General features: G+C 59.9%; 19 protein-coding genes and 1 pseudogene. 12 read left to right on the forward strand and 8 right to left on the reverse strand.

Annotation, left to right across the window (positions count from 1 at the left end; translation table 11 throughout):
• The first annotated feature begins 12 nt into the window (after positions 1-12).
• Positions 13-249: a SlyX family protein gene (locus tag F8N36_RS14965; RefSeq protein ID WP_291333713.1), complete on the forward strand. Its 237-nt coding sequence runs from the start codon at positions 13-15 to the stop codon at positions 247-249.
• A 135-nt stretch (positions 250-384) separates the two neighbouring features.
• On the opposite strand, the gene F8N36_RS14970 is transcribed toward F8N36_RS14965, so the two are convergent.
• From F8N36_RS14970 to aprB, 6 genes are all read right to left on the reverse strand, one after another.
• On the reverse strand, positions 385-1104 hold the full coding sequence (locus tag F8N36_RS14970; RefSeq protein WP_291333714.1) for a hypothetical protein: 720 nt from the start codon (positions 1102-1104) through the stop codon (positions 385-387).
• 103 nt (positions 1105-1207) lie between these two features.
• Positions 1208-2389 (reverse strand): quinone-interacting membrane-bound oxidoreductase complex subunit QmoC, encoded by a 1182-nt coding sequence (gene qmoC / locus F8N36_RS14975; protein ID WP_291333717.1) that lies wholly within the window; start codon positions 2387-2389, stop codon positions 1208-1210.
• A 13-nt stretch (positions 2390-2402) separates the two neighbouring features.
• On the reverse strand, positions 2403-4664 hold the full coding sequence (locus F8N36_RS14980) for an FAD-dependent oxidoreductase (protein WP_291333718.1): 2262 nt from the start codon (positions 4662-4664) through the stop codon (positions 2403-2405).
• A 5-nt stretch (positions 4665-4669) separates the two neighbouring features.
• The gene (locus F8N36_RS14985; protein WP_291333720.1) at positions 4670-5905 is read right to left on the reverse strand and encodes an FAD-dependent oxidoreductase; all 1236 of its coding nucleotides are present in this window, start codon (positions 5903-5905) and stop codon (positions 4670-4672) included.
• A 364-nt stretch (positions 5906-6269) separates the two neighbouring features.
• A complete protein-coding gene (gene aprA, locus F8N36_RS14990; RefSeq protein WP_291333721.1) occupies positions 6270-8258 on the reverse strand; it encodes an adenylyl-sulfate reductase subunit alpha in 1989 nt (662 codons plus the stop codon).
• A 37-nt stretch (positions 8259-8295) separates the two neighbouring features.
• Positions 8296-8784 carry an adenylyl-sulfate reductase subunit beta gene (aprB, locus tag F8N36_RS14995; protein WP_291333722.1) on the reverse strand — a complete coding sequence of 163 codons (489 nt, stop codon included), beginning with the start codon at positions 8782-8784 and terminating at the stop codon, positions 8296-8298.
• Between the two features lie 492 nt (positions 8785-9276).
• On the opposite strand from aprB, the gene F8N36_RS15000 reads away from it, so the two are divergent.
• Positions 9277-11073 carry a 3-phosphoshikimate 1-carboxyvinyltransferase gene (locus F8N36_RS15000; protein WP_291333724.1) on the forward strand — a complete coding sequence of 599 codons (1797 nt, stop codon included), beginning with the start codon at positions 9277-9279 and terminating at the stop codon, positions 11071-11073.
• On the opposite strand, the gene F8N36_RS15005 is transcribed toward F8N36_RS15000, so the two are convergent.
• Together F8N36_RS15005 and F8N36_RS15010 are read right to left on the reverse strand one after the other, a co-directional pair.
• Positions 11070-11192, reverse strand: a complete 123-nt coding sequence (locus F8N36_RS15005; protein WP_291333725.1) for a hypothetical protein — start codon at positions 11190-11192, stop codon at positions 11070-11072. The two genes, F8N36_RS15000 and F8N36_RS15005, sit on opposite strands and share 4 nt — an antisense overlap.
• 49 nt (positions 11193-11241) lie before the next feature.
• A complete protein-coding gene (locus F8N36_RS15010; RefSeq protein ID WP_291333728.1) occupies positions 11242-11679 on the reverse strand; it encodes an MbtF in 438 nt (145 codons plus the stop codon).
• A gap of 88 nt (positions 11680-11767) precedes the next feature.
• On the opposite strand from F8N36_RS15010, the gene F8N36_RS15015 reads away from it, so the two are divergent.
• The 10 genes and pseudogenes from F8N36_RS15015 (at position 11768) to F8N36_RS15060 (ending at position 22823) form a co-directional block, all read left to right on the forward strand.
• Positions 11768-12958 (forward strand): pyridoxal phosphate-dependent aminotransferase, encoded by a 1191-nt coding sequence (locus F8N36_RS15015; RefSeq protein WP_291333729.1) that lies wholly within the window; start codon positions 11768-11770, stop codon positions 12956-12958.
• A 54-nt stretch (positions 12959-13012) separates the two neighbouring features.
• Positions 13013-13432 carry a rhodanese-like domain-containing protein gene (locus F8N36_RS15020; protein ID WP_291333731.1) on the forward strand — a complete coding sequence of 140 codons (420 nt, stop codon included), beginning with the start codon at positions 13013-13015 and terminating at the stop codon, positions 13430-13432.
• Positions 13433-13658: 226 nt separating this feature from the next.
• Complete coding sequence (locus tag F8N36_RS15025) at positions 13659-15149, forward strand: flagellar hook-basal body complex protein (protein ID WP_291333732.1); 1491 nt, start codon at positions 13659-13661, stop codon at positions 15147-15149.
• Positions 15150-15396: 247 nt separating this feature from the next.
• Complete coding sequence (locus tag F8N36_RS15030; protein ID WP_291333733.1) at positions 15397-16275, forward strand: shikimate dehydrogenase; 879 nt, start codon at positions 15397-15399, stop codon at positions 16273-16275.
• A gap of 24 nt (positions 16276-16299) precedes the next feature.
• Positions 16300-16746 carry a type II 3-dehydroquinate dehydratase gene (aroQ, locus tag F8N36_RS15035; protein ID WP_291333735.1) on the forward strand — a complete coding sequence of 149 codons (447 nt, stop codon included), beginning with the start codon at positions 16300-16302 and terminating at the stop codon, positions 16744-16746.
• Positions 16747-16830: 84 nt separating this feature from the next.
• Positions 16831-17454: pseudogene (locus tag F8N36_RS15040) on the forward strand (4Fe-4S dicluster domain-containing protein); the annotation flags it as partial.
• Entirely contained in the window at positions 17451-18344 is an 894-nt protein-coding gene (locus tag F8N36_RS15045; RefSeq protein ID WP_291333737.1) for a CoB--CoM heterodisulfide reductase iron-sulfur subunit B family protein, read from the forward strand. The pseudogene F8N36_RS15040 and the gene F8N36_RS15045, both read left to right, overlap by 4 nt.
• Positions 18344-20305 carry a CoB--CoM heterodisulfide reductase iron-sulfur subunit A family protein gene (locus F8N36_RS15050; RefSeq protein ID WP_291333739.1) on the forward strand — a complete coding sequence of 654 codons (1962 nt, stop codon included), beginning with the start codon at positions 18344-18346 and terminating at the stop codon, positions 20303-20305. Before F8N36_RS15045 ends, F8N36_RS15050 begins: the two co-directional genes overlap by 1 nt.
• Positions 20293-21741 carry a hydrogenase iron-sulfur subunit gene (locus tag F8N36_RS15055; protein WP_291333741.1) on the forward strand — a complete coding sequence of 483 codons (1449 nt, stop codon included), beginning with the start codon at positions 20293-20295 and terminating at the stop codon, positions 21739-21741. Before F8N36_RS15050 ends, F8N36_RS15055 begins: the two co-directional genes overlap by 13 nt.
• Positions 21738-22823 carry a 4Fe-4S dicluster domain-containing protein gene (locus F8N36_RS15060; RefSeq protein ID WP_291333743.1) on the forward strand — a complete coding sequence of 362 codons (1086 nt, stop codon included), beginning with the start codon at positions 21738-21740 and terminating at the stop codon, positions 22821-22823. The genes F8N36_RS15055 and F8N36_RS15060 overlap by 4 nt, the downstream gene beginning before the upstream one ends.
• The last annotated feature ends 16 nt before the right edge of the window (positions 22824-22839 follow it).

Below are 22839 nucleotides of genomic sequence, written 5' to 3' on the forward strand. Positions count from 1 at the left end.
GAGGAGGCAACCATGTCCCCAATCGGTACTTCAAGCGAAGACAGACTGACCCGGCTGGAAGAGCTGACTTTTTTTCAGGAGGAGCGGCTCAAGGAACTTGATGCGGCCCTGACCGCCCAGCAAAAACAGCTGGACAAGCTGGAAAAGGAATTTGCCGACGCCACCTCTGTAATCAGGCAGCTTCGCGAAAAACTTGGCGACCAGGCTGAAAATGCGCTGCCGCCCCACTCCATGCCCGAACGCTGGTGAACTGTTTGGGCGCTGACCGCCGAAACGCATACCATGGCTGAACATAGCAAATAAAAAACCCGCCAGAAGGCGGGTTTTTTATTTGGCTGAGCGCCCAAGGCAAAACCCTGGGCACTCATGCAGTCAAGCCGAGTTTTAGAAACCGAAACCGTCGTTGTTGGCGCCAGAGGAACCAAAGCCGAAATCGTCCGGCACGGCGTTTTCTTCGGCAGCAGGTGCGGCATCATCGCCAGCAGCGGCAGCACCAGCGGCAACGCCGCCCACGACCATGCCCTTAAGGCCGTCTTTAATGGCGTCCTTGATGTTCATCATCAGTTCGTCATGGTTGATGGCGACCTTGCCCTGGAATTCGGCCACCTGCTTGCGCAGGCCGCCCATATCGGTGTTCATGGTCTTGATCTTGGCTTCGAGTTCGTCAACCTTCTTGGAAAGAGCGGCGGCGCGGGCTTCAGCGGGTTCAAGAGCACGCACGCGTTCTTCAAGAGCAGCGGCAGCGGCGGTCTGAGCGGCCATGCTGGCGTAGGTATCGCCAAGGTAGGTCAGTACCTTGTCGCACAGGGTCTTGGTAAGACCGTCCATGCAGGTAAGGGAAACATTGTCACCCAGCACGCTGCGGCCGGTGTTGACAAAGGCTTCCCAGGACTGGCCTTCAACCCAGTTCAGGTCGGCAAATTTGGGGTACCAGCGAGCCAGCCAGGCGGCGGCAAAGGGGCCCACAGCCTTGGCGCAGGTGTCACAGGCAACGGAACGACCGGCAACGAAACCGGCGATTTCCTTGACGTCTACGCCCTCCTTGCCCACGACCAGGGCAAGCACGGACTCCACGGGAAAAACTTTACGAGATGTATCAGACATGGCGGCCTCCTCCTCGGAGATCGTAATTTTTCAGTAAAAGCTCACGGGGAACTGTGCGCAACTTCAAGGGCGGCCCCCAGCACGCAGCCGGGGGCCAACGCCGTTAGCTTCTGCCGTACATGCGGGCGTAAACAAGGGCCGCCGTGCGGTACACGAAGTGGCCAAGTTTAGACCAGGGCAGGTAAGCGAAAAGCATCCACACAAATACCAGGTGCAGGTAGTACACCAGGAAAGCGGGCACAATGGCGTCCGCCAGGCGGAAGCACTGCGACAGCACACCGGTTACGGCCACCAGCCAGATGATGCCCAGCAGATACCAGTCGTACCAGCTGGAACCCTGGAACTTGGGATTCAGCATCACACGGCGAACCGTGAGGATGGCGAGACCGGCCAGCAGCATCAGGGCGCCCAGGTTGGCCAGTATCTTCACGGGGAAGGTCAGCGACATGGGCGTTTCAATGTGGATGAGCGGAATAACCTTGCCGCCCCAGTGACCCACAGCAACCACAGCCGTTACAAAGGCCAGTATGGCAAAGCTGTAAACCAGCAGCATGTGACCAAACTTGCGGTTGGGGGTATCGGAGCCGGTGGCGGGGCCGTCTTCGCAGTCGTCAAACTTGCGGTGGGTGATAGCTTCATCCCACAGCACGTCCCACAAATGCCAGATCCAGCACTTTTGCTTGCCAATAACGGCCACAGAGCCTTCAGGCTTGAACATGGCCCACAGTTTCATGACACCCCGGGCGATGATAAAGGCAGCGCCGAAGAAGGTGACCATGAAAATGGGGTCGATGGTGTAGTCGCCGTAGAACACCTGACCGAAAACGATGCGGCCATCGGCAGCGCGGGGGAACCACTGGCCGCCGTTGAAGCCGGCACGGATCCACCACACAAAGAGCCACAGCACTGCGGGGATGGCAAACAGCACAGGCAGGCCAGAAGGCTTGCTCATGAGCTTGCCCACGCAGGTGGGTTCGGTCAGTTCGCGGTAAATGACGTTGCGTGCCGCGCCCATGAGGTCGGCAGGCTTTGCGCCGCGTGGGCAAAGGTCAGAGCAGTTGCCGCAGTTGTGGCAGAGCCACAGGTCAACGTCGGCGCGAAGCTTGTCTTTGAGGCCCCAGGAAGCCCAGACCATTTCCTTGCGCGGATAAGGCGCATTGGCCGGGGCGAGGGGGCAGGCCACGGAGCAGGTGGCGCACTGGTAGCACTTCTTGAGGGATTCACCCCCAGATTCTTCCAGTGCCCTGACAAACTCCATATCAGGTTTGATTGAACATTGTGCCATTGCTGCCTTCCTCCTACATGCCCTTGAACGGGTTGGGGCCCATGGCCATGATACGGTCAACGAAACCGTCGATCAGGTCGGGAACCTTGTCGTATTCGTCAATGGCCACTTCAAGCTGTTCCACGCGTTCGGGCTGCACGCCAAGGCGATTGAGCGTCTCGGCGATGTTTTCCTTACGGCGGGCGCAGATTTCAGAGCCCTTCACAAAGTGGCACTGGTAGTCGTCGCCATATTTGCAGCCCAGCAGCATAACACCGTCGTAGCCCTTGCTCATGGCGTCAGACACCCAGATGGCGTTGACCGAGCCAAGGCAGCGCACCGGAATGATGCGGCAGTAGGGGCTCCAGGGCTTGTTGCGTGCACCGGCCATGTCAAGGGCGGGGTACGCGTCGTTTTCGCAGGCCAGAATCAGCACGCGGGGACCGTCGGCCTTGAAGTCCTTGGGAACCTGAACTTCGCGGATCATGGAGCCGATCTGGTCGATATTGTAGTTGGCGAAGGAGATAACGCGTTCCGGGCAGGCGCCGAAACAGGTGCCGCAACGGCGGCAGCGAGCCGGGTTGGGCTTGGGCGTTCCCTTTTCGTCATCGTCCAGAGCGCCGAAGGGGCATTCTTCCGTGCAGCGCTTGCACTGGGTGCAGCGCACAAAGTTGAACACGGGATAGGAAAGGTCGCCCGAACGGGGGTGCACAGCAACGCCGTGGCTGGCAGCCTCAATGCACTGCATGGCCTTGAGCACAGCGCCCTTGGCGTCTTCTTCGCAGGCGTCCATGGTCAGGGGCTGACGCACGCAACCCGCTGCGTACACGCCGGTACGGCGCGTTTCGTAGGGGAAGCAGATGTAGTTCGAATCCGCAAAACCATCAAACAGGTTCAGATCCGGGAAGTCCGGGCCCTGGCGATAGTCAAAGCAGACAGTGACGTCTTTGGCCGTGGTGGGCACAAGGCCCGTGGGCACAACAACCAGGTCAACGTCGAGGTCAAAATCCATACCCAGCAGGGTATTTTTGCAGCTCACAACCATGTGGTCGCCAGCTTCGCGGATTTCGGTCACGTCGGCCTTGGTCATCATGACGCCCAGGCGCTCCTGCATCTTCTTGTAGAAGCGTTCCAGAATGCCGGGGACGGTCATATCCTTGTACAGGATAAAGGTCTGACAGGTGTCGTTGGTCTTTTCGCAAACCGTGTTGGCAAGGCGAAGCATACCCACGCTGTTGACCGCGTTGGAGTAGGCAACATGGCGGAAGCTTTCGAGGTTCGCTTTCACAAAACCCTTTTCTTCGCCTTCGGCAGGCTTGGCGGCTTCTTCCGCAGGAGCGGCAGCAGCTTCTTCGGCAGCCTTCTTGACAGCTTCTTCGGCAATGGTGGTGTCGAGCACAAAGGCGATGCGGCGGGCGCTCACCTGATCGGCTACCAGCATTTTGCCAAAGGTGGCGGCGTCCACAACCTTGGTGCTCTGCCCAAGGCCCATGGAGGCGAGGTACTGCTGGTCAAGCGGAACCCAACCGGTAGCCAGCACCACTGCGCCCACGTCGATGGTCTGCGAGCCAGCAGGGGTCACAAAGGTGGCCTTGAACTCGCCGGGCTGACCTTCCAACTTTTCCATGCGGGTGTTCATGTGCACCGCAATCTTGCTGTTGCCAAGCACCTTGCTGATCTTGTCGGCCACGTTGGTGGGCTGCTTGTCAGTCCAGGGCGAAGCAAGGGGCGAACCCATGGGAATGTTGTTGGCTGCGCCGCCGAGCTTGTCGGCTTTTTCAACCAGCACAACTTCATACCCGGTTTCGGCAGCCTCTGCGGCGGCGGTAAGACCCGTCCAGCCACCACCGATAACCAGCACGCGCTGCACGCCGGTAACGGCGGCAGAATCGGGCACTTCGCTCTTTTGCAGTTTAACCACACCCATGTTCACATAGTCTCGGGCCATGATCGCCAGAAGCTCCGGCGCGCCGCTGGCTGTGTCCACGGGGGTTTTGTCAGGATTTTTATAGGCCTGCACGCACTGTTCGCGCAGGTTTACAAATTCCACCTGCACGGGCAGGCGGTAGATTTCCGAATCAACGCGCGGAGAAGCGCCGCACAGCAGTACGCCGTCCAGCTCTTGCGCCTCGATGTCGGCCTTGATTTCGCTTACGGCCAGGGCCAGCACAGGAACAACCTTGACCACAGGCACAAGACCGCCCCACTTCTGGCTCGTCTGCTCGGCCAGAGCGGTCAGATCAAGCCCGCCGCCAATGTTCTGCTGGTCAAAATAGACGCCAATTTTACCCGACATGCCGCCTACCTCCCTTTCACCGTTTGAACCGCCTTCAGGGCGGCGGCTGTGCCAGACTGCGCAGAGCGCATCACGTCAAGGGGCATGCGCGCGCAGCCAGCGGCGAAAATGCCAGCCTCATCTCCACCCGCAATAAAGCCGTCTTCATCAAGCGGCAGGGGCAGGGGCGCATTTTCACCAGACAGCGAGGGCTGCATGCCAGTGGCCAGCACAACAAGATCATAATCAAGGGTCATCTTTTCGCCGCGCACGGCGTCTTCAGCCGTGATGCGCACGCGGTTGCCTTCGGCCTGTTCGGCATTGGCAACCTTGCCCTTGACAAACTTGACATTGGGCAGCGCCTTGACCTTTTCGAGCACCTTAACATAGCGGCCCGGGGCGCGCAGGTCGATGTAGTACACCGTGATCTGCGTATCGGGGTTCTGCTCGGCGATGTACAGGCACTGCTTGAGAGTGGCCATACAGCAGATATACGAGCAGTAGTTCAGGTGGTTCTGGTCGCGCGAACCCGCACACTGCACAAAGGCAACGCTGTGCGGGGCCCTGCCGTCGCTGGGACGGACAATACGGCCACCGGTGGGGCCAAAGGGCGAGGCAAGGCGTTCGAGCTGCATGTTGGACACGCAGTTCTTCACACTGCCAGCGCCAAGGTTGGTCAACCGGGTAACGTCGTAGGGCTTCCAGCCAGTGGCAACAACAACCGCGCCCACATTGAGATCAATCTCGCGCTGCGGTTCGTTGACATCCAGGAATTGTGCCCCGGCAACCCGCGCGCTGTCAGACTTGGAGAGCGCGTTGAGGTCGAGGGTATAGCGGCTGGGGAAGGCGAAAGGCATATCCTTGTGCAGGGCCTTGCGCGTGGCAAGACCAAGCTCGAATTCGCTTTCCACTTCGCCGGTCAGGCTGGAGGCAAGCAGGCTGAAGTCCACATTGTGCGGGGCGGTATGGCGGGGGCTGATGCGCACCTTCACCTTATAGTCGCCCTTGACGCCCATGAACCCGACTACTTCGGCCTGTGTGAAAAATTTGATACGCGGGTTCTTCCTGATGCGCTGGAACTGAATTTCCAGACCGCAGGAGGGGGGACAAAGTTTGGGGAAATATTTATTGAGCTGAGCCACGCGCCCACCAAGCCAGGGCGACTTTTCGACGATAAAGACGTCGTGGCCCAGTTCCGCCGCTTCAATGGCGGCTGTGAGGCCTGCAAAGCCGCCGCCCACGACGAGAATGGCATTGGACATCCTGGATATCCTCCTGCGTTGTTGCATAGCGGCTGAAGAAGGAAAAGGACTCCCGCCGCGAAAAAAAAGGAGCGGCCCCGTGGCCGACCTCTGCGAGCGTCAGCGCACAAAACTGCCCGCACCACGCCCGCCGGCAATGGGGGGCCTGCTGCCGGTCATCCCCTTGCCGAACAATTGCCTTGTGCAGCGCGCCGCATGCCAAGCATGCAGCACACGAACAGGTGGCACGAAAACCGCTCTTTTTCCGGCAGGGCTGGGCCGCCGCCGGCACGCGTTTTTCGCCGCTGCAAGCCCGGGCAAAGCCAGAGCTTGCAGCAGAGGGGGCGGCCTTGCGGCCGCCCCCATTTGGCATCAGTGCCGCCGACTAGTCGGGGATGATCTGGTAGTAGGGCTTCTTGAAGATCTTGGTCTCGCCGGTGGCGGGATTGTACTTCGAGTTCACGAAGCACTTCCAAGCGTCGTCGTCCAGGCCCATGAAGTCCGCACGGTAGTAGAAGCCGGGGTAGCGGGATTCTTCACGGAAGGAGATGTGCTGCATGTGCAGGCGCACCGTCCACAGACGATGGTAGTTTTCCCAGCAGCGAAGCAGTTCGTGCAGGTCACGGGCGGCCAGCTTGAAGGAGTCTTCTTCCATCATGGCAAGCAGGTTGAAGCCGGTGTCGAGCAGAGCCTTCGAGGTGGTGTAGTACGTGCTCACGCCACCGCCGTATTCGTCGGTGCACTTCACGAGACGCATCATGAAGTTCTTGGGCGTGATGTAGTTCGGGTTCACCACGGGATCGGTAGAAGCGGCCTTGCCTTCTTCAAAGTTGTAGAAGGGACGGTAAACGAGCTTCTTCAGTTCTTCGGCGGTTTCAGCGAACTCAGGCTTGAAGTCCTTGTGATCGAGGCACCAGCGAACCATCTGCTTGCCAGCGATACGGCCTTCAGCATGCGAACCGGAGGAGAACTTGTGGCCGGAAGCGCCCACGCCGTCGGCGCAGGTGAAGAGGCCTTCAACGGTGGTCATGCGGTTGTAGACCTTACCGTTGGAAGCTTTCACTTTGTAGTCTTCGGGCACCCAAGCTTCGTCGGGACCGGAAACCCAGATGCCGCAGCAACCGGAGTGGGAGCCGAGCAGGTAGGGTTCGGTGGGCATGATTTCGGAGCCGCGTTCTTCAGGTGCGGTGTTGGTGCAGGCCCAAAGGTTGGCCTGGCCCACGCACATGTCGAGGAAGTCTTCCCAAGCTTCGGATTCAAGATCCTTCTGCTGTTCTTCGTTAAGGGTAGCGAAGGTGGTCTGCAGGGCGGTCTTGGTGTCCATGTAGATGGGGCCGCGGCCTTCGCGCATTTCACGAAGCATCATGTGGTTACGCAGGCAGGTCGGAATGACATGGCCCTTGGCGTAGCCGCGATCTTCGTAAGGCTTCAGCATGGCGCGGTTGGTGGCGCAGTAATCTTCACCCTTGGAGTTGGTGGCTTTGGCCTTGAACAGGAGGAACCACGCACCCACGGGGCCGTAACCGTCCTTGAAGCGGGCGGGCACGAAGCGGTTTTCCATCATGGTCATTTCAGCGCCAACCTGAGCGCACATGGTGTAGGTCGAACCGGCGTTCCACACGGGGTACCAAGCGCGGCCCATGCCTTCACCGGTGGAGCGGGGACGGTACACGTTAACGGCACCGCCAGCGGCCACCATGATGGTGTTGGCTTTGAAGATGTGCACTTCGTTAGCGCGCAGGTTGAAGCCCACGGCGCCAGCGATGCGGTTGGGGGTATTCTTATCGAGAAGCAGCTTCACGATGAAAATACGTTCCATGATGCGGTCTTCACCCAGGGCATTCTTGGCAGCTTCGGCCACGATGCACTTGTAGGATTCACCGTTGATCATGATCTGCCAGCGGCCGGAACGCACAGGGGCATCGCCCTTGCGCAGGCTCTTGCCAGCGGCCTTGGCGGCAGCGCCGTTCAGGTTGTGACCGTCGTCGCCCTTGATCCAGCAGGGAAGGCCCCAATCTTCGAACAGATGCACGGAATCGTCAACGTGACGGCCGCAGTCGAAGATAAGGTCTTCGCGAACCAGGCCCATAAGGTCGGTACGGACCATGCGGACGTAGTCATCGGCGTCGTTATCACCCAGGTAGGTGTTGATGGCGGAAAGACCCTGAGCCACGGCGCCGGAGCGTTCGAGGGTGGCTTTGTCAACCAGCATAATCTTCAGGCCGTGCTTGTCGCCCCAGCGCACTGCTTCAAAAGCGGTGCCGCAGGAACCCATGCCACCACCCACGATCAGCAGGTCAACAGCATGTTCTTTCACTTCAGGCTCGGCAATGGCCACACCCTTCGTCGCTTCCTTGACGGGAATCATTGGCATAATTGTTTCTCCTTATCGCACTAGCGGTTGCAATAGCCTAGCGGCCGTGTTCCATGCAGGTGAAGGACTTACCAGCGTCCTTAACATCGAACTTCTTGCCAAGGGCGGTCTTGGGAGCGACCAAGGCAGTCTCGGTGAACAGCAGTTCATCTTCGATGTTGGCGCCTTCAGGATGACCTTCGAAGGGCTTGATGGAACCTTCCGGCGTAGTGCGGATGGGGAACTTGAAACGTTTCACGTTGCCATTGCGGAACTTAACCGTCCACATGATGGAGTCGGCCGAGCGCATGGGGATACAGGTACCGCCCATGGGAGCAAAGTCTGCGTAGGGGCGAGCCGTGATGGCGCCCTGGGGGCAGATTTTAACGCAGGAATAGCATTCCCAGCAGGCTTCGGGTTCCTGATTGTAAGCCTTCATTTCCTCAGAATCCAGGATCATGAGGTCGTTAGGGCAAATGTACATGCAGGCCGTCTTTTCGCCACCCTTGCAGCCGTCGCACTTGGACGGATCGACAAACGTCGGCATACGTATCCTCCAACTCTTTTAAAAGTGTTTCAGAAAAACCCGCCGGGTTCGGCGAGGCGCGCGGCAAAATCCGTCACGCCGGGGTTAGCCGAGCGCCTCCACAACGAAAGTTGGGCGTATGGCTTGCGCAATTAGTAACAAGCACTTAGCCTTTGCGTCAACCCCCCTCTGCAAAATTTCGTGGAAACTTCACAGACCCGTCATGCAGATTTACTACAGAATCAATGCCTTAGAAGCCTTGTGAAAAAAAATCTCTTGGCCATTTTTGAGCCTTGCGTGTCACAAGCATTTCAAATGCCTACTGCCAGACCATACATTGGTGCTGGTCGCACAACCCTTGCAAGAGAACTCATTTCAAGCTAACACGCTTGGGCAGATAAGGGAAGCCCCTGGGCCAAAACTAACCATGAGTCGGCAACCCGTTGTTTTTCCAGCGCAGCCCCACGGGCGAACCCCTCCTATCCAAATTTCATTATCAGTACAGGACAAGGCATGACCGACAACTCCAACGATTCCCGCGCACCACGTGATAAGCGCGAAGGACAGGGCCCACGCGCCCCGCGCAGCCCGCGCAATAGCCATGACACCGGCGATTCGCGCGCCCGCAAGCCGCTGCGCGAAGTGGTTTGCGAAATAGACCGCGACATTCTGCGCCTGCTGCTGCGCCGCAACAACCTTCTTGAGCGCATGCGCGGCGACAAGCCCCGGCTCGACTCTGCCGAAGAAAAAAACATTCGCGAATCGTGGGAGGCCGCTGTTTCCCACATCAGCCGCGATGCGCGCCTTTCCGGCCACTTTTTTTCGCTTATGCAGGAAGTGGAATTTCAGCCCCGCCCAGCCTCTGCGCGTAACGACGCAGACGAGGCCGGTGACAATGGCGGCGCTGCTTTGAAGGAACCACCGCGCACGGCCTTTAACCTTGCGCCGCCAGCCAAGCATGTGCGTTTGCGCATGCCCGCACCCCTGGCCTGCCGCGCCACCCGCGCATGGCTGATGCTGGCCGCCTCCACGGGCCAACCGCTGCATCTGGCGCCCGGCCTCATGAACGACCCCATTGTGGACTGCGTAAAAATGCTCAACCAGGCCGGAGCCTCGCTTACCCGCGAGGATGAAGGCGTCTCCGCCCGTCCGGCGGCCCCGCTGGGTGCGGCCGACAAGGTTATCCACACCGGCGACAGCGCCTGGAACTTCTTTATGCTGCTGGGCCACTACCTTGGCCGCCCCTCGCGCGCCAAGTTCACCGGCGATTCCAGCCTGAAACTGGCCGATTTCTCTGCCGTGCGGCACTTTTTGCCCGCTCTGGGTGCGCGCCTTGTGCACGTTGTTCCCAAAAGCGACGGCCTGCCCGCACGCCTTGAATGCTCCGGCATTCTGCCCGACTCCGTAAAGCTGCCCGCCGATGTGCCCGCCGAACTGGCCGAGGGCATTCTGCTGGCGGCCCCCGGTTACGAGCGGGCCATTACCCTTGACCTTTCCTCGCACCCTGATCACAGGCTCATCGTGGCCCGCGTGGTGCCCATTTTGCGCGCAGCTGGCGCGGATGTGCAGACCGAGGGCGCAAAAGTGCGCGTAAACCCCGGCCCGCTCAGCCTGCCCGCCAGACCTGAAAGCAGCATGGAAGCCGAGCTGGCGCTCTTTTTGCTGGCCCTGCCGCTGGCCCTTGGCGGCGAGGCCCATCTGGGCGGCCAGTGGCCTGCCCTGCCCGCCGCAGAAGCTGGCTGGGACCTGCTCAAACAGCTCGGCCTTGACCTGCGCTACGAGGCTGGCAAGGAAGGCGGCGAGGTCTGCGCCACCGCTTCTGCGCCGCTCAAGCAGTATGCCAAGGGCGACCTGCCCGCTGGTTTCCCCGCTGCGTGGGCGCCCCTGCCGCTGGCTTTGGCCGCCTGTGCCGCCCTGCGCGGCGAGAAGACCAACCTGCCCACGCTGCCCAGCGGAACCGACAGAACTACGGTAGAAAGTTTTCTTTCTGCTGTGGGTCTCGAATTGGATGAAAACAGCCGCTTGTGCAAAAAAGAACAATCCGGCCTCAAGCCGGGCTGGAACGCACCCGATCCGGTGTGGGCAATGGCCCTTGCCCTTGCCGCATGCGCAAGCCCACACCAGAAGCTGGGCAACCCCGGCATCATGACCGGTCTCTACCCCCCCTTCTGGGCTCTGTACAATACGCTGCCCGAACCGGCCATTCGCCGTTCCGCCGCGCCGGAAGCCCCCGCTGCCGCGCCCCGGCGTCGCATCATCACCGGTGCTGTGGCTGTGCCCCCCGAGCTCAAAGACGAAGACGATTATTAGAAAATACCAAGCAACAGGCGCTGGCGGCGAATTATCGCCCCCAGCGCCTGTTGCTGTTTTGGCCTGAACAAAAAAACGCCCCGCGCGGTTAAGCTGCGGGGCGGAAAGTCCGTTTTCATGCACGGGTCCCTGAGTCCACGGGACTGCCAAGGGCGTGTCTGCCAGAGGTTATTCCTGGGTGAAACGGAAAAGACGCACGGAAATAGGCTGCATGCTCTGCCGGCTCATGGCCGACACAACAAAAACATAATCCCTGCTCTGGCCGCTGGGCGGACAGGGGCCACGGTAGTGACGGGTCAGGCCACCTTCCGGAATAACGCCAGAGCCATCGTTGGTCCAGTTGCCGCCGCCCAGAAACATTTCCTGGGAATCGCTGGTAAGCTCCATCAACCGCACGTCATAGTAATCGGTGTTGGCTGGAGTTTGGGCCACCTGAATTTCAGGCGAGATGCGTGAGCACCGATGGACATCGCGCAGGGTAACAGTAACGGCCATGCCGTCAGGAACTTCCTGCGTCTCCTTGGAGGCGCAAGCAGGCAACAGTGCCGCTGCCAACAGCACAGGAACAAGCACGACCCGGGCTTTGCCTAAAAATTCAAAACGCATCAGAGCCTCCAAATGACAATTGCTTTATACGCCTTTTGGAAGCATAACCAATAGTCAGGTCGAATACAACAACCAGTGGGAGCAGTATATGTCCATTCTTGCAGACAGCGTTTCGGGGTATCTGGAACACTCATCGTGGATCCGGCGCATGTTTGAGGCCGGTGGCCAGCTCAAGGCCCGTTTTGGCGCAGACAATGTTTATGATTTCAGCCTGGGCAACCCCGACCTGCCAGCACCTCCTGCCGTGGTGTCCGGCCTGCGCTCCTTTACCGAACACGCTTCTGAACCCTTTGCCTTTGGCTACATGCCCAACGGCGGTTTTGTGTGGGCGCGAGAAAAACTGGCTGCGCACCTCAGCAAGGAACAGGGCGTGGCCCTCACCGCCAATGACGTTCTGCTGGGCTGCGGTGCCGCCGGTGTGCTCAACGCTTTTTTGCGCGCGGTCATCAATCCCGGCGAAGAAATGCTGGGCTTTGCCCCCTACTTTGTTGAATATGGCTTTTACGTGGCCAATCACGGCGGCACGTTCCGCGCGGTCATGAGCAAGCCCGACACCTTTGCGCCCGACCTCGCGGCGCTTGAGGAAGCCATAAGCCCCAAAACCCGCGTGGTGCTCATCAACTCGCCCAACAATCCCACCGGCGTGATATACAGCCGCAAGGATCTGGTGGCGCTGACCGAACTGCTCGAAAACAAGAGTCAGGAATACGGCAAGCCCATCTGGCTGGTGGCCGACGAGCCCTACCGTTTTCTGGCCTATGACAACGCTGAAGTTCCTTCGGTGCTGCCCCTCTACCCTTACGCGGTGGTCATCAGTTCGTTCTCCAAAAATCTTTCGCTACCGGGCGAACGCGTGGGCTTTGCCGCAGTGTCGCCCCTGTTGCACGAAAAGGCCGAGCTCATGGCTGGCCTTACCCTCACCAACCGCATTCTCGGTTTCGTGAACCCGCCCGTGGTAGGCCAGCACATCATGGCCGCCGCTCTGGGCAGCCAGGTTGACCTGGGCATCTACGCAGCCCGCCGCAAGGCCATGGGCGAAGTGCTCAAAAATGCCGGTTACGAATTCCAGATGCCTGCGGGCGCTTTCTATTTCTTCCCCAAGGCTCCCGGCGGCGACGATGTGGCCTTTGTGAACAGGCTGGTTGAAGAACGCGTGCTGGCCGTGCCCGGTACCGGCTTTGGCTGCCCCGGCTACTTCCGCCTTGCCTTCTGCGTGGACGAAAAGGTCATTCGCAATGCCGCCGACGGCTTTGCCAAGGCCCGCGCCGAGTTCAAGTAATCATCATGCCTGCGGGGCGGCAAAACCGCCCCGCAGAAATCACAGGGAACCGACATGATGCAATCACCGTTTGCAAAAACACCCCACGGGCTGCTCCGTGGTTTTGTTGCGGCCTTTGCCTGCCTTCTTTTACTGGTGGCCGTTCAGGTTTCCGCCAAGGATATCAGCGTCAAGGAAGCAGCGGCTCTGTTGCAGAACCCGCCGCAGGGCCTGACCATTGTGGACGTGCGCACCCCGGCTGAATTTCGCGAGGGGCACATTGCTGGCGCTGTAAACATGGATTTTTTCGGTGCGGACTTTGAATCGCAGGTACTCACACTGCCCAAGGACAAGCCCGTACTGCTGTACTGCCGCACGGGCAATCGGTCTGCTGGTGCATACGATACCATGACAAAAGAAGGTCTTACCAATATTCTGCACATGAATCAGGGCATCACCGCATGGCAGCAGGCCGGTTTGCCCGTGCAAAAATAGGCCTCAGACACAGCGCAAAGAGCGTTGCCACTGGCACGAATTCTGCTTCTATTCAGGGCGGAGAGGAATGTTTTTCCTCTTCGCCCTTTACTTTGTCTGCCCTATTACGCGGCAGACTAAGCGTGCCGCGCATATCTGCGGCACAGCGGCATGTACGCCCTCCCGCAGGGGCGGCCTGCCGTTACCGGGTATGAGGAAAATTATTCCCCCCGGCAGGAGGCAGAGCATGAACTCATCATTGTACATCGGTGCCACTGGCATGAAGACCTTGGGTGACGGCATGAACGTCATCTCAAACAACATCGCCAACGTGAGTACCATCGGTTACAAAGAGCAGACCGCTCTGTTCTCTGACGTTTTTTATGCGCAGCAGGGCAGCATTGGCGACTGGTGGGGAGCGCAGACCAATTCGCGTGTGGCTCTCGGCCAGGTGGGTCAGGGTGTGCAGATGGACGCCGTGCTTACCAGATACGGTCAGGGAGCGCTTGAGTCTTCCAACACCGTCACGGATATGGCCATCAGCGGCAAGGGATTCTTTCAGGTAACCGACAAGAATGGTGACGCGTATTATACCCGCGCGGGCGACTTTCGCCCTGACAACTCAGGCGTATTGCGTACGCCGGCGGGCATGGCCCTTATGGGCTACAAGTATGCGGAAGACGGCACCAAGGGCGGTCTGGCTCAGGTTACCATAGACAGATTTGCCAAAATGCCGGCCAAGGCCACCACGGCTTTGGATCTGCGGCTGAACGTCGCGCAGGCCAAGGACACTGCCGTTGACGCCACCAACCCGTATTTCAGCCTTGTCGGCCAGTACAATGCCGCCAATACGCCGCCCATCAGCAGCTCCGGCTACGGATATGCCCAAAGCGTAACCCTGTACGGAGCCGACGGCACGGCCCACAACGCCACCATCTATTTTGACGGCGCGCCCTCCACCGGCACGGGCACCACTGCGGAATACCTCATCGCCTCTGACGCAGACACAAGCGGCGGCACGGCCCAGGCCCTCATGGCGGGAACCCTGAGTTTCAACGCCAAAGGCGAGCTCACGGGCATGTCGGCCTACACGCCAACCACCGCAGGCAGCACAAATCTTGCCGACTGGAACGCGGCCACGCTTTCTTCCACAGGTCTGCCGCAAATGACCTTTAACGGCTCGCCCGTCACCCTGAACCTGGGCATCTCTGCCACAGGCGGCTGGCAAAACACGCCTGGCACGGCTGCCAGCGTGGGCACAGACCCCACCGCTCTTGCAAGCATGGGCAATTCCTATACCCGCGCCACAGACGCCACCACAAACTACACCGCTTCCTCACCGGTTATGCGCTCCAAAAATCAGGACGGATACGCCGCTGGCACGCTGAACAACATCAGCATCAGTGAAGACGGCACTGTTGTGGGCAAGTTTTCCAATAACAAGAGCATGAACCTGTGGCAGATACCTGTGTGCCGTTTTACCAGCGAAGACGGCCTGCGGCGGGAAGGAAACAATGTTTTTTCTGCCACTGAAGATTCGGGACAAATGCAGATGGGCGTGGCCGGAACGGAAAATTACGGCAAGGTCAATGCCTACAACATTGAAAATTCCAACGTGGACATGTCCAAGGAAATGGTCAACATGATCATCAACCAGCGGGGCTTCCAGTCCAACAGCAAGGTTGTGACCACTGCTGACCAGATGCTGCAAAAGGCCATGGAGCTCAAGCGCTCATAATGCAGGTCACGCGGCCTGCAGCTCCCGCTTCCGTACAACTCTTTCTAGCCCCGGTTCGCCGGGGCTTTTTGATATCCACACACTCCGGTGCGGATACAACATATCCAGCATCTCGGATTTGGCGGGTAATCCAGACCTTGCGGCATTGCCCCTAACCGTCCCATAGGGTACAGTGCTCTACTGTGTTGCGGATTATTGTATAAAAAACACACGTTTTTGCCGCACTTTTTTCAGGAGCACGCCCCCCATGAGCGCAGCCGCTTCCCCTGCAACCGGCACGGCCCTTTATGGCGTCATCGGTTGGCCCTTGAGCCAAAGCCTTTCGCCCCTGCTGCACAATACGGGTTTTGCAGCTCTCGACATCGATGCCCTGTACATGAAGTGGGAAGTGCCCCCCCAGAAGCTGCCCGTCTTTGTGGAAAGCGTGCGCCTGCTCAACATTCGCGGCTGTTCCGTTACCATTCCCCACAAGGTGGAGTTGCTCCCCCTGCTGGACGAGGTGAGCCCGCTGGCCAGACGCGTGGGCGCGGCCAATACCATCTACTGGAAAGGCGAGAACCTGTGCGGTGAAAACACCGATGTGGCGGGTTTTATGGCCCCACTCGCCAACGTGCCCCTTGCTGGCGCGGATGTGCTGCTGCTGGGAGCTGGCGGTGCGGCACGGGCCGTTGCAGCTGGCCTTGTGGAGACGGTGCAGCAACGCCCTGCCAGAATTTTTGTGACCACGCCTTCCGACAAATCGCACCTGTCGCTGGCCGAAGAATTTGGCCTTACCCCCCTGCTGTGGAAAGACCGCCACGAACCTTCGCCCCTGCTGGTCATCAACACCACCCCCCTTGGCATGCGTGGCAAGGCCGAGGAAGAGACCCCCTACGATTTTTCGCTCTCCGCGCCCCTTGCACCCACAAGTGCTGCCCAAGCAACACCCCTCGCTTACGACATCGTGTACAACCCGCTTGAAACACGTTTTTTGCGTGAGGCACGTGCCGCTGGCCGCCGCTGCATTTCGGGGCTGGAGATGTTTTTTGGTCAGGGCGATGCACAGTTCCGCCTGTGGACAGGGCAAGGCCTGCCGCCAGAGTCGCGCAGTGCCCTTGAGGCTGCCCTGGGGCAGCAGTCACGTTAACCAGACACGAAAAGCGAGGCCTCCATGCGAATTCTTGTGCTGCACGGCGTCAACCTGAACATGTTCGGCAAACGCGATCCTTCACAGTACGGAACAGCAACACTGGCAGACATTGATGCCGCGCTGAAAAAGCTAGCAAAAGAGCTGGACGTGACTGTTGAATGCTTTCAGACCAACCACGAAGGCGAGATGGTTGAACGCATTCACAAAGCCCTGGGCGAAGGCATAAACGCCGTTGTCATCAATGCGGGCGCGTGGACGCACTACAGCTACGCGCTGGCAGACGCGCTGGCCATACTGCCCGTGCCCGTGGTTGAGGTGCACATGTCCAATGTCCATGCGCGCGAGGCATTCAGACACCATTCGGTGCTGGCCCCGGTGTGTGCGGGCAGCGTGTGCGGCTTTGGCGTAGAAAGTTATCTTTTGGGTTTGCGGGCAGCCCAAACGCTTGTGATAAAAGACGCAAAATAAACAAGAGCAGATACGCAGTATATGATTTGTACGGGTGCGAGCCTAGATTTTTGACTTTTTCTGCTGTAGCGTTGTAGACAGACTTGTCACAGCGGCACCCCATCAGCTTCTAACCAGAGAGTTCCCATGAACGACGCCATCAACCTGAACCGCCTGCGCGACCCCGCCTTTACGGAGGAAGTGGACGCGCACAGCGGACAGAAAGTGTCCACCTGCTATCAGTGCGGCAATTGTACGGCCGGCTGTCCAGCAGGTTTCGTTTATGACTTGCAGGTCAATCAGATCATGCGGGCGGTACAGCTGGGTTTGAAGGACGCGGTACTTGATTCGCGTTCCATCTGGATGTGCCTGTCCTGCTCCACCTGTAGCCAGCGGTGCCCCAACAACATCGATGTGGCCGGAGTCATGGAGACCCTGCGCCACATGGCCCGCAAGGAAGGCCGCGTGGCCGTTCCCAAGGTGGAAAAGTTTTGGTTCTCCTTCCTGGATACGGTGCGCACCTTTGGCCGCACCCACGAAATCGGCACCATGGCACTCTACATGATGCGCTCACTCCGTGTGTTTACCGACGTTGACCTTGCGCCAGAAGCACTCAAAAAGGGCAAGCTGGGGCTCAAGCCCCATATTCTGCCCGGCGGGGCGGGGCCGGTTACCCGTATCTTTACGCGCTATAAGGAACGCGCCAAGCGCGAGGGGGTGCGCCCATGAATTTCGCCTACTACCCCGGCTGCTCTGCCAGAGGTTCATCCAAAGATTACGAAATGTCCACCCAGGCTGTGTGCAAAGCCCTGGACATGAGGCTTGTGGATATTCCCGACTGGAACTGCTGTGGCTCTACCCCGGCCCACGCGGTGGACACGGAGCTTTCGGCTGCGTTGTGCGTACGCAATCTTGATATCGCCGCCCAGCAAAAGGCCGAGGTTCTGCTGACCCCCTGCCCCAGCTGTCTTTCAAACCTGCGCCTGGCTTCCAAGCGTATGGAAAACCCCGCATTCCGCAGCCGCGTTGACGAACTGCTCGACGGCCCTTCGGCCAAACAGTTTCCGCCTGTCACCTCCGTCATGCAGGGCATTGCCGCACAGATGGATATGGGCGCTATTGCAGGCCGCGTACGCCAGAGCCTCAAGGGGCTCAAGCTTGTGGCCTACTACGGCTGCCTCATGAGCCGCCCGGCCGAAGTGATGAACTTCGGCGACCCCGAAAACCCCACGCTCATGGAAGAAATGATGTCGGCCTGCGGGGCGGAGATGCTTGATTTTCCGCTCAAGACAGCCTGCTGCGGCGCATCGTTCGGCATTCCCGAGCGGCCCATGACGGCCAAGAATTCGGGCCGCATCCTTGAGCTGGCCACCCGCCTTGGCGCTGACGCCGTTGTGGTGGCTTGCCCGCTCTGCCAGATGAACCTCGACCTGCGTCAGGATCAGGCCAGCGCGGCCATGGATACCAGGTTCCGCATGCCGGTGCTCTACTTTACCCAGATGATGGGCATTGCCTTTGATCTGCCCGAGGAAGAGCTGGGCCTGAACAAGCTGTGCGTGAGCCCCAACGGCCTTATGCGCAAGCTCGACGAACTGCGCCGCGCTGAAGGAGGCAGGTAATGAGAATAGGCGTCTTTATCTGCCACTGCGGCAGCAATATCGCCGGTACTGTCGACTGCGCCCAGGTGGCGGCCATTGCCCGCACCTATCCTGACGTGGTCTATGCCGACGACCCCATGTACACCTGTGCCGAACCGGGCCAGGCGGCCATTGAAGCAGCAATCCACGAGCACAAGCTCGACGGCGTGGTTGTGGCCTCCTGCTCGCCGCGCATGCACGAGCCCACCTTCCGCCGCACGGTGGAACGCGCGGGGCTCAACCGCTACATGCTTGAAATGGCCAATATCCGCGAGCACGTTTCGTGGATTGGCAAGGATATGGAAGCCAACACCAACAAGGCCGCCGAACTGGTGCGCCTGGCGGTGGAAAAGCTGCGCAACAACAAGCCCCTCATGGCCAAGAGCTTTGACGTCAACAAGCGCGTGCTGGTCATTGGCGGCGGCGTTGCGGGCATTCAGGCGGCGCTTGACTGCGCCGACGGCGGCGTGCCCGTTGTGTTGGTGGAACGCGATGCCACCATCGGCGGCAAAATGGCCAAGCTGGACAAGACCTTCCCCACCGTCGACTGCTCGGCCTGTATTCTCGGCCCCAAGATGGTGGACGTGGCCCAGCACTCCAACATCACGCTTTACGCCTATTCCGAAGTGGAAGACATTTCGGGCTATGTGGGCAACTTTACGGTCAAGATCCGCAAGCGCACCACTTACGTGGACTGGAACCTGTGCACAGGTTGCGGTGCCTGCACCGAAAAGTGCCCGGCCAAGAAAACGCCCGACACCTTCAATGAGCTGACGGGCAACACCACGGCCATCACCATCGCCTTTCCTCAGGCCATTCCCAAGAAGGCCGTCATTAATCCGCAATTCTGCCGCCAGCTTCTCAAGGGCAAGTGCGGCGTGTGTGCCAAGGTGTGCCCCACCGGGGCCATCAAGTACGACATGGAAGATGAGATCATCACCGAAGAAGTGGGCAGCATTGTTGCCGCCACCGGTTACGACCTCATGGACTGGACCGTGTACAAGGAATACGGCGGCGGTGCCTACCCTGACGTTATCACCTCCCTGCAGTACGAGCGTCTGCTCTCCGCATCCGGCCCCACGGGCGGCCATGTGAAGCGCCCCTCTGACGGCAGGGAGCCCAAGAACATCGTCTTTGTGCAGTGCGTTGGCTCGCGCGACAAATCCGTGGGCCGTCCCTACTGCTCCGGCTTCTGCTGCATGTACACGGCCAAGCAGGCCATTCTGACCAAGGATCACATCCCCGATTCGCACTCCTTTGTCTTTTACATGGACATCCGCGCTCCCGGGAAGATGTACGACGAGTTTACCCGCCGCGCCATGGAAGAATACGGCACGGAATACATCCGTGGCCGCGTGTCGCAGATTTACCCCGACGGTAACGGCCAGATGACGGTCATGGGCGTGGATACCCTGCTGGGCCAGCCTGTGGAGATCAAGGCCGACCTCGTGGTGCTTGCCGTGGGCGTCGAGGCCAGCAAGGGTTCGCCCCAGCTGGCAGAAAAGCTGCGCATTTCTTACGACAGCTACGGCTTTTTCATGGAAAGCCACGTCAAGCTCAAACCTGTGGAAACCAATACCGCCGGTGTGTATCTGGCGGGCGTGTGCCAGGGGGTCAAGGATATTCCCGCCTCTGTGGCCCAGGGTTCCGCTGCTGCGGCCAAGGTGCTTTCGCTCTTCGCCAAGGACAAGCTTGAAAGCGACCCGCAGATCGCCCAGGTGGATATCCGCCGCTGCGTCAACTGCGGCAAGTGCATACGCTGCTGCCCCTTTGGCGCCATCAAGGAAGTGGAAATCCGGGGCGAGGGCAAGGCGCAGGTTATTGAAACTGTCTGCCAGGGCTGCGGTCTGTGCACGTCCACCTGTCCGCAGGGGGCCATCCAGCTTTCACACGCTACCGACAACCAGATCCTTGCGGAGGTAAACGCCTTATGCCAGTGCTGAACGGCAAAGAACTTAGAATTGTAGGTTTTCTCTGCAACTGGTGTTCGTATGGCGGTGCGGATACGGCCGGTGTGGCCCGCGCCACCCAGCCCACCGACCTGCGCATCATCCGGGTGCCATGCTCGGGCCGCATTGACCCCCTGTTCATCGTCAAGGCGCTGCTCAACGGCGCGGACGGCGTGCTGGTTTCCGGCTGCCACCCGCGCGACTGCCACTATGCCGCGGGCAACTTTTACGCCCGCCGCCGCCTTGAGGTACTCAAGCAGTTCCTGCCCGTGCTGGGCATTGACGAACGCCGCTTTGAATACACCTGGGTTTCGGCATCCGAAGGCCAGCGCTGGCAGCAGGTGGTTACGGTCTTTACCGACCGCATCCACAAGCTCGGCCCCGCGCCCAAGCTCGAAGACCCGGAACCGCTGCTCAAAATCGCCGACATGGCGCTGACCTCGCTGCGTTCCCTCGGCACAGGGCAAAACGCCGCCCTTGTCGAGCTCAAGGAAGCCATCAAGGCCAAACTGCCCGAGCTCGACTGTGTGCTGGGCTGGCAGCAGGGCTACGACGAGGCCCATACCGTGCCCCTGTTCATGAAGACTCCCAAGGACGTGGACAAGCTGGTATGGGGGCCCTTCAACGTCAACAATCCCGCTGTGTACCTGCCCTCGTTCAAGGGCAAGAAGGTGGGCATTGTGGTCAAGGGCTGCGACTCGCGCTCGGTGGTCGAACTGCTGCAGGAAAACCTGATCCGCCGCGAAGACGTGACCATCTTTGCCCTGCCCTGCGAGGGCACGCTGGACATGGCCCGCGTCAACCAGGATATGGGCCGTTACACCAAGATCGACAGCGTGAGCTACGACGAGGCCGGTGTTACCATCACCGCCGACGGCAAGGCCCACCGCTTCTGCATGACAGAATACGCCCAGGGCAAATGCTACGGTTGCACCACGCCATCGGCGGTGCTTTCCGACACCCTGCTGGGCCAGCCCGTCAAGGTGGACGGCGCGGCGGGTACCCCGCCGGAGCTGGCCCTGCTCGATTCCATGACCCTGGACGAACGGCTTGCCTTCTGGCGCGGCCAGATGGACCGCTGCCTGCGCTGCTACGCCTGCCGCAACGCCTGCCCCATGTGTGTATGCCGCGACTACTGCGTGTCAGACAGCCGCGACCCGCACTGGATGACGCAGGAAGACACGGCCAAGGAAAAACTCTTCTTCCAGACCATTCACGCCATGCATCTGGCTGGCCGCTGCACCGGCTGCGGCGAATGCCAGCGCGCCTGCCCCGTGGGCATTCCCATCCTGGCCCTGCGCCAGCAGATTGCCCGCGCGGTGGCCCAGCTTTTTGACGGCTACCAGCCCGGCCTCAACCCGGACGACGTGCCGCCCCTGCTGGGCTATGAAGTGGTTGAAAAGAACATTCACGAGAGGGACTGGAAATGAGCACGATACGCTTTGTAACACCCGACGGATTGCCCGCGTTTCTTGCCCACCTCTCGCAGAATGGCCGCCGCGTGCTGGTGCCGGTAGAAAAGCCCGCCAACAAGCGCTCTGTGGTTTTTGAACCTTGGCAGGAAGGCAAGCCCTTTACCATGGAAAAGGCCACCGTGCCCGCCAAGGAGGCCGTGCTGCCCCAATGCGAAACTCTGGTGCGCTACAAAAAAACCAAGGACCCGGATAACCTCGAGCGCGTCACCATGAGTCTGGACGACAAGCCCGAGGCCCAGCCCACCGTGGTTTTTGCCTGCCGTCCCTGCGATGCGCGCGGCTATGCCGTGCTTGACCGTCCCTACCTCAAGGGCCCCTACGCCGACCCCTACTACAAGGCCCGGCGCGAGCAGCTTGCGGTGGTTACGCTCACCTGCGGCAGCGGCTGCAACACCTGCTTCTGCCACTGGGTTGGCGGCGGCCCCACCTCGCCCGAAGGCTCGGACGTGCTCATGACCGAGATCGAGGGCGGCTATGTGCTGCAGGCCATCACCCCCAAGGGTGAGGAACTGCTGGCCAATTCTTCGCTTGCCGAAGGGGCCGAGCTGTTCCACAAGGCCGAGGCGGCGCGCAAGGAGGCCTGGGCCAGCCTTGTGCCTGCTCCCAATATCAAGAGCGCACCCGAAAAGGTGGCAGCCCGCTTTACCGACACGCAGTTCTGGCAGGATCAGACCGACCGCTGCATTTCCTGCGGGGCCTGCACCTACTTTTGCCCCACCTGCTACTGCTTCACCATCACCGACGAGGGCGAAGGACTGAGCGAAAAGGGCGGACGCCGCCTGCGCAGCTGGGACAACTGCATGTCCTCGCTGTTCACGCGTGAGGCCAGCGGCCATAACCCGCGCATGCTCAAGGCATTCCGCATGCGCAACCGCGTGTCGCACAAGTACTCCACCTATCCTGAAAACTGGGGCGCGTTCTCGTGCAGCGGCTGTGGCCGATGCATCAGCAATTGCCCCGTCTGCGTGGACATCCGCGCCATCGTGCTGGCCGCCATTGACGACGGTACCGATGACAAAAAGTCCACGGACAAGTAGGAGCAGACATGGCCAC

It is taken from the genome of Desulfovibrio sp. (assembly GCF_009712225.1).
Lineage (GTDB): Bacteria > Desulfobacterota > Desulfovibrionia > Desulfovibrionales > Desulfovibrionaceae > Desulfovibrio.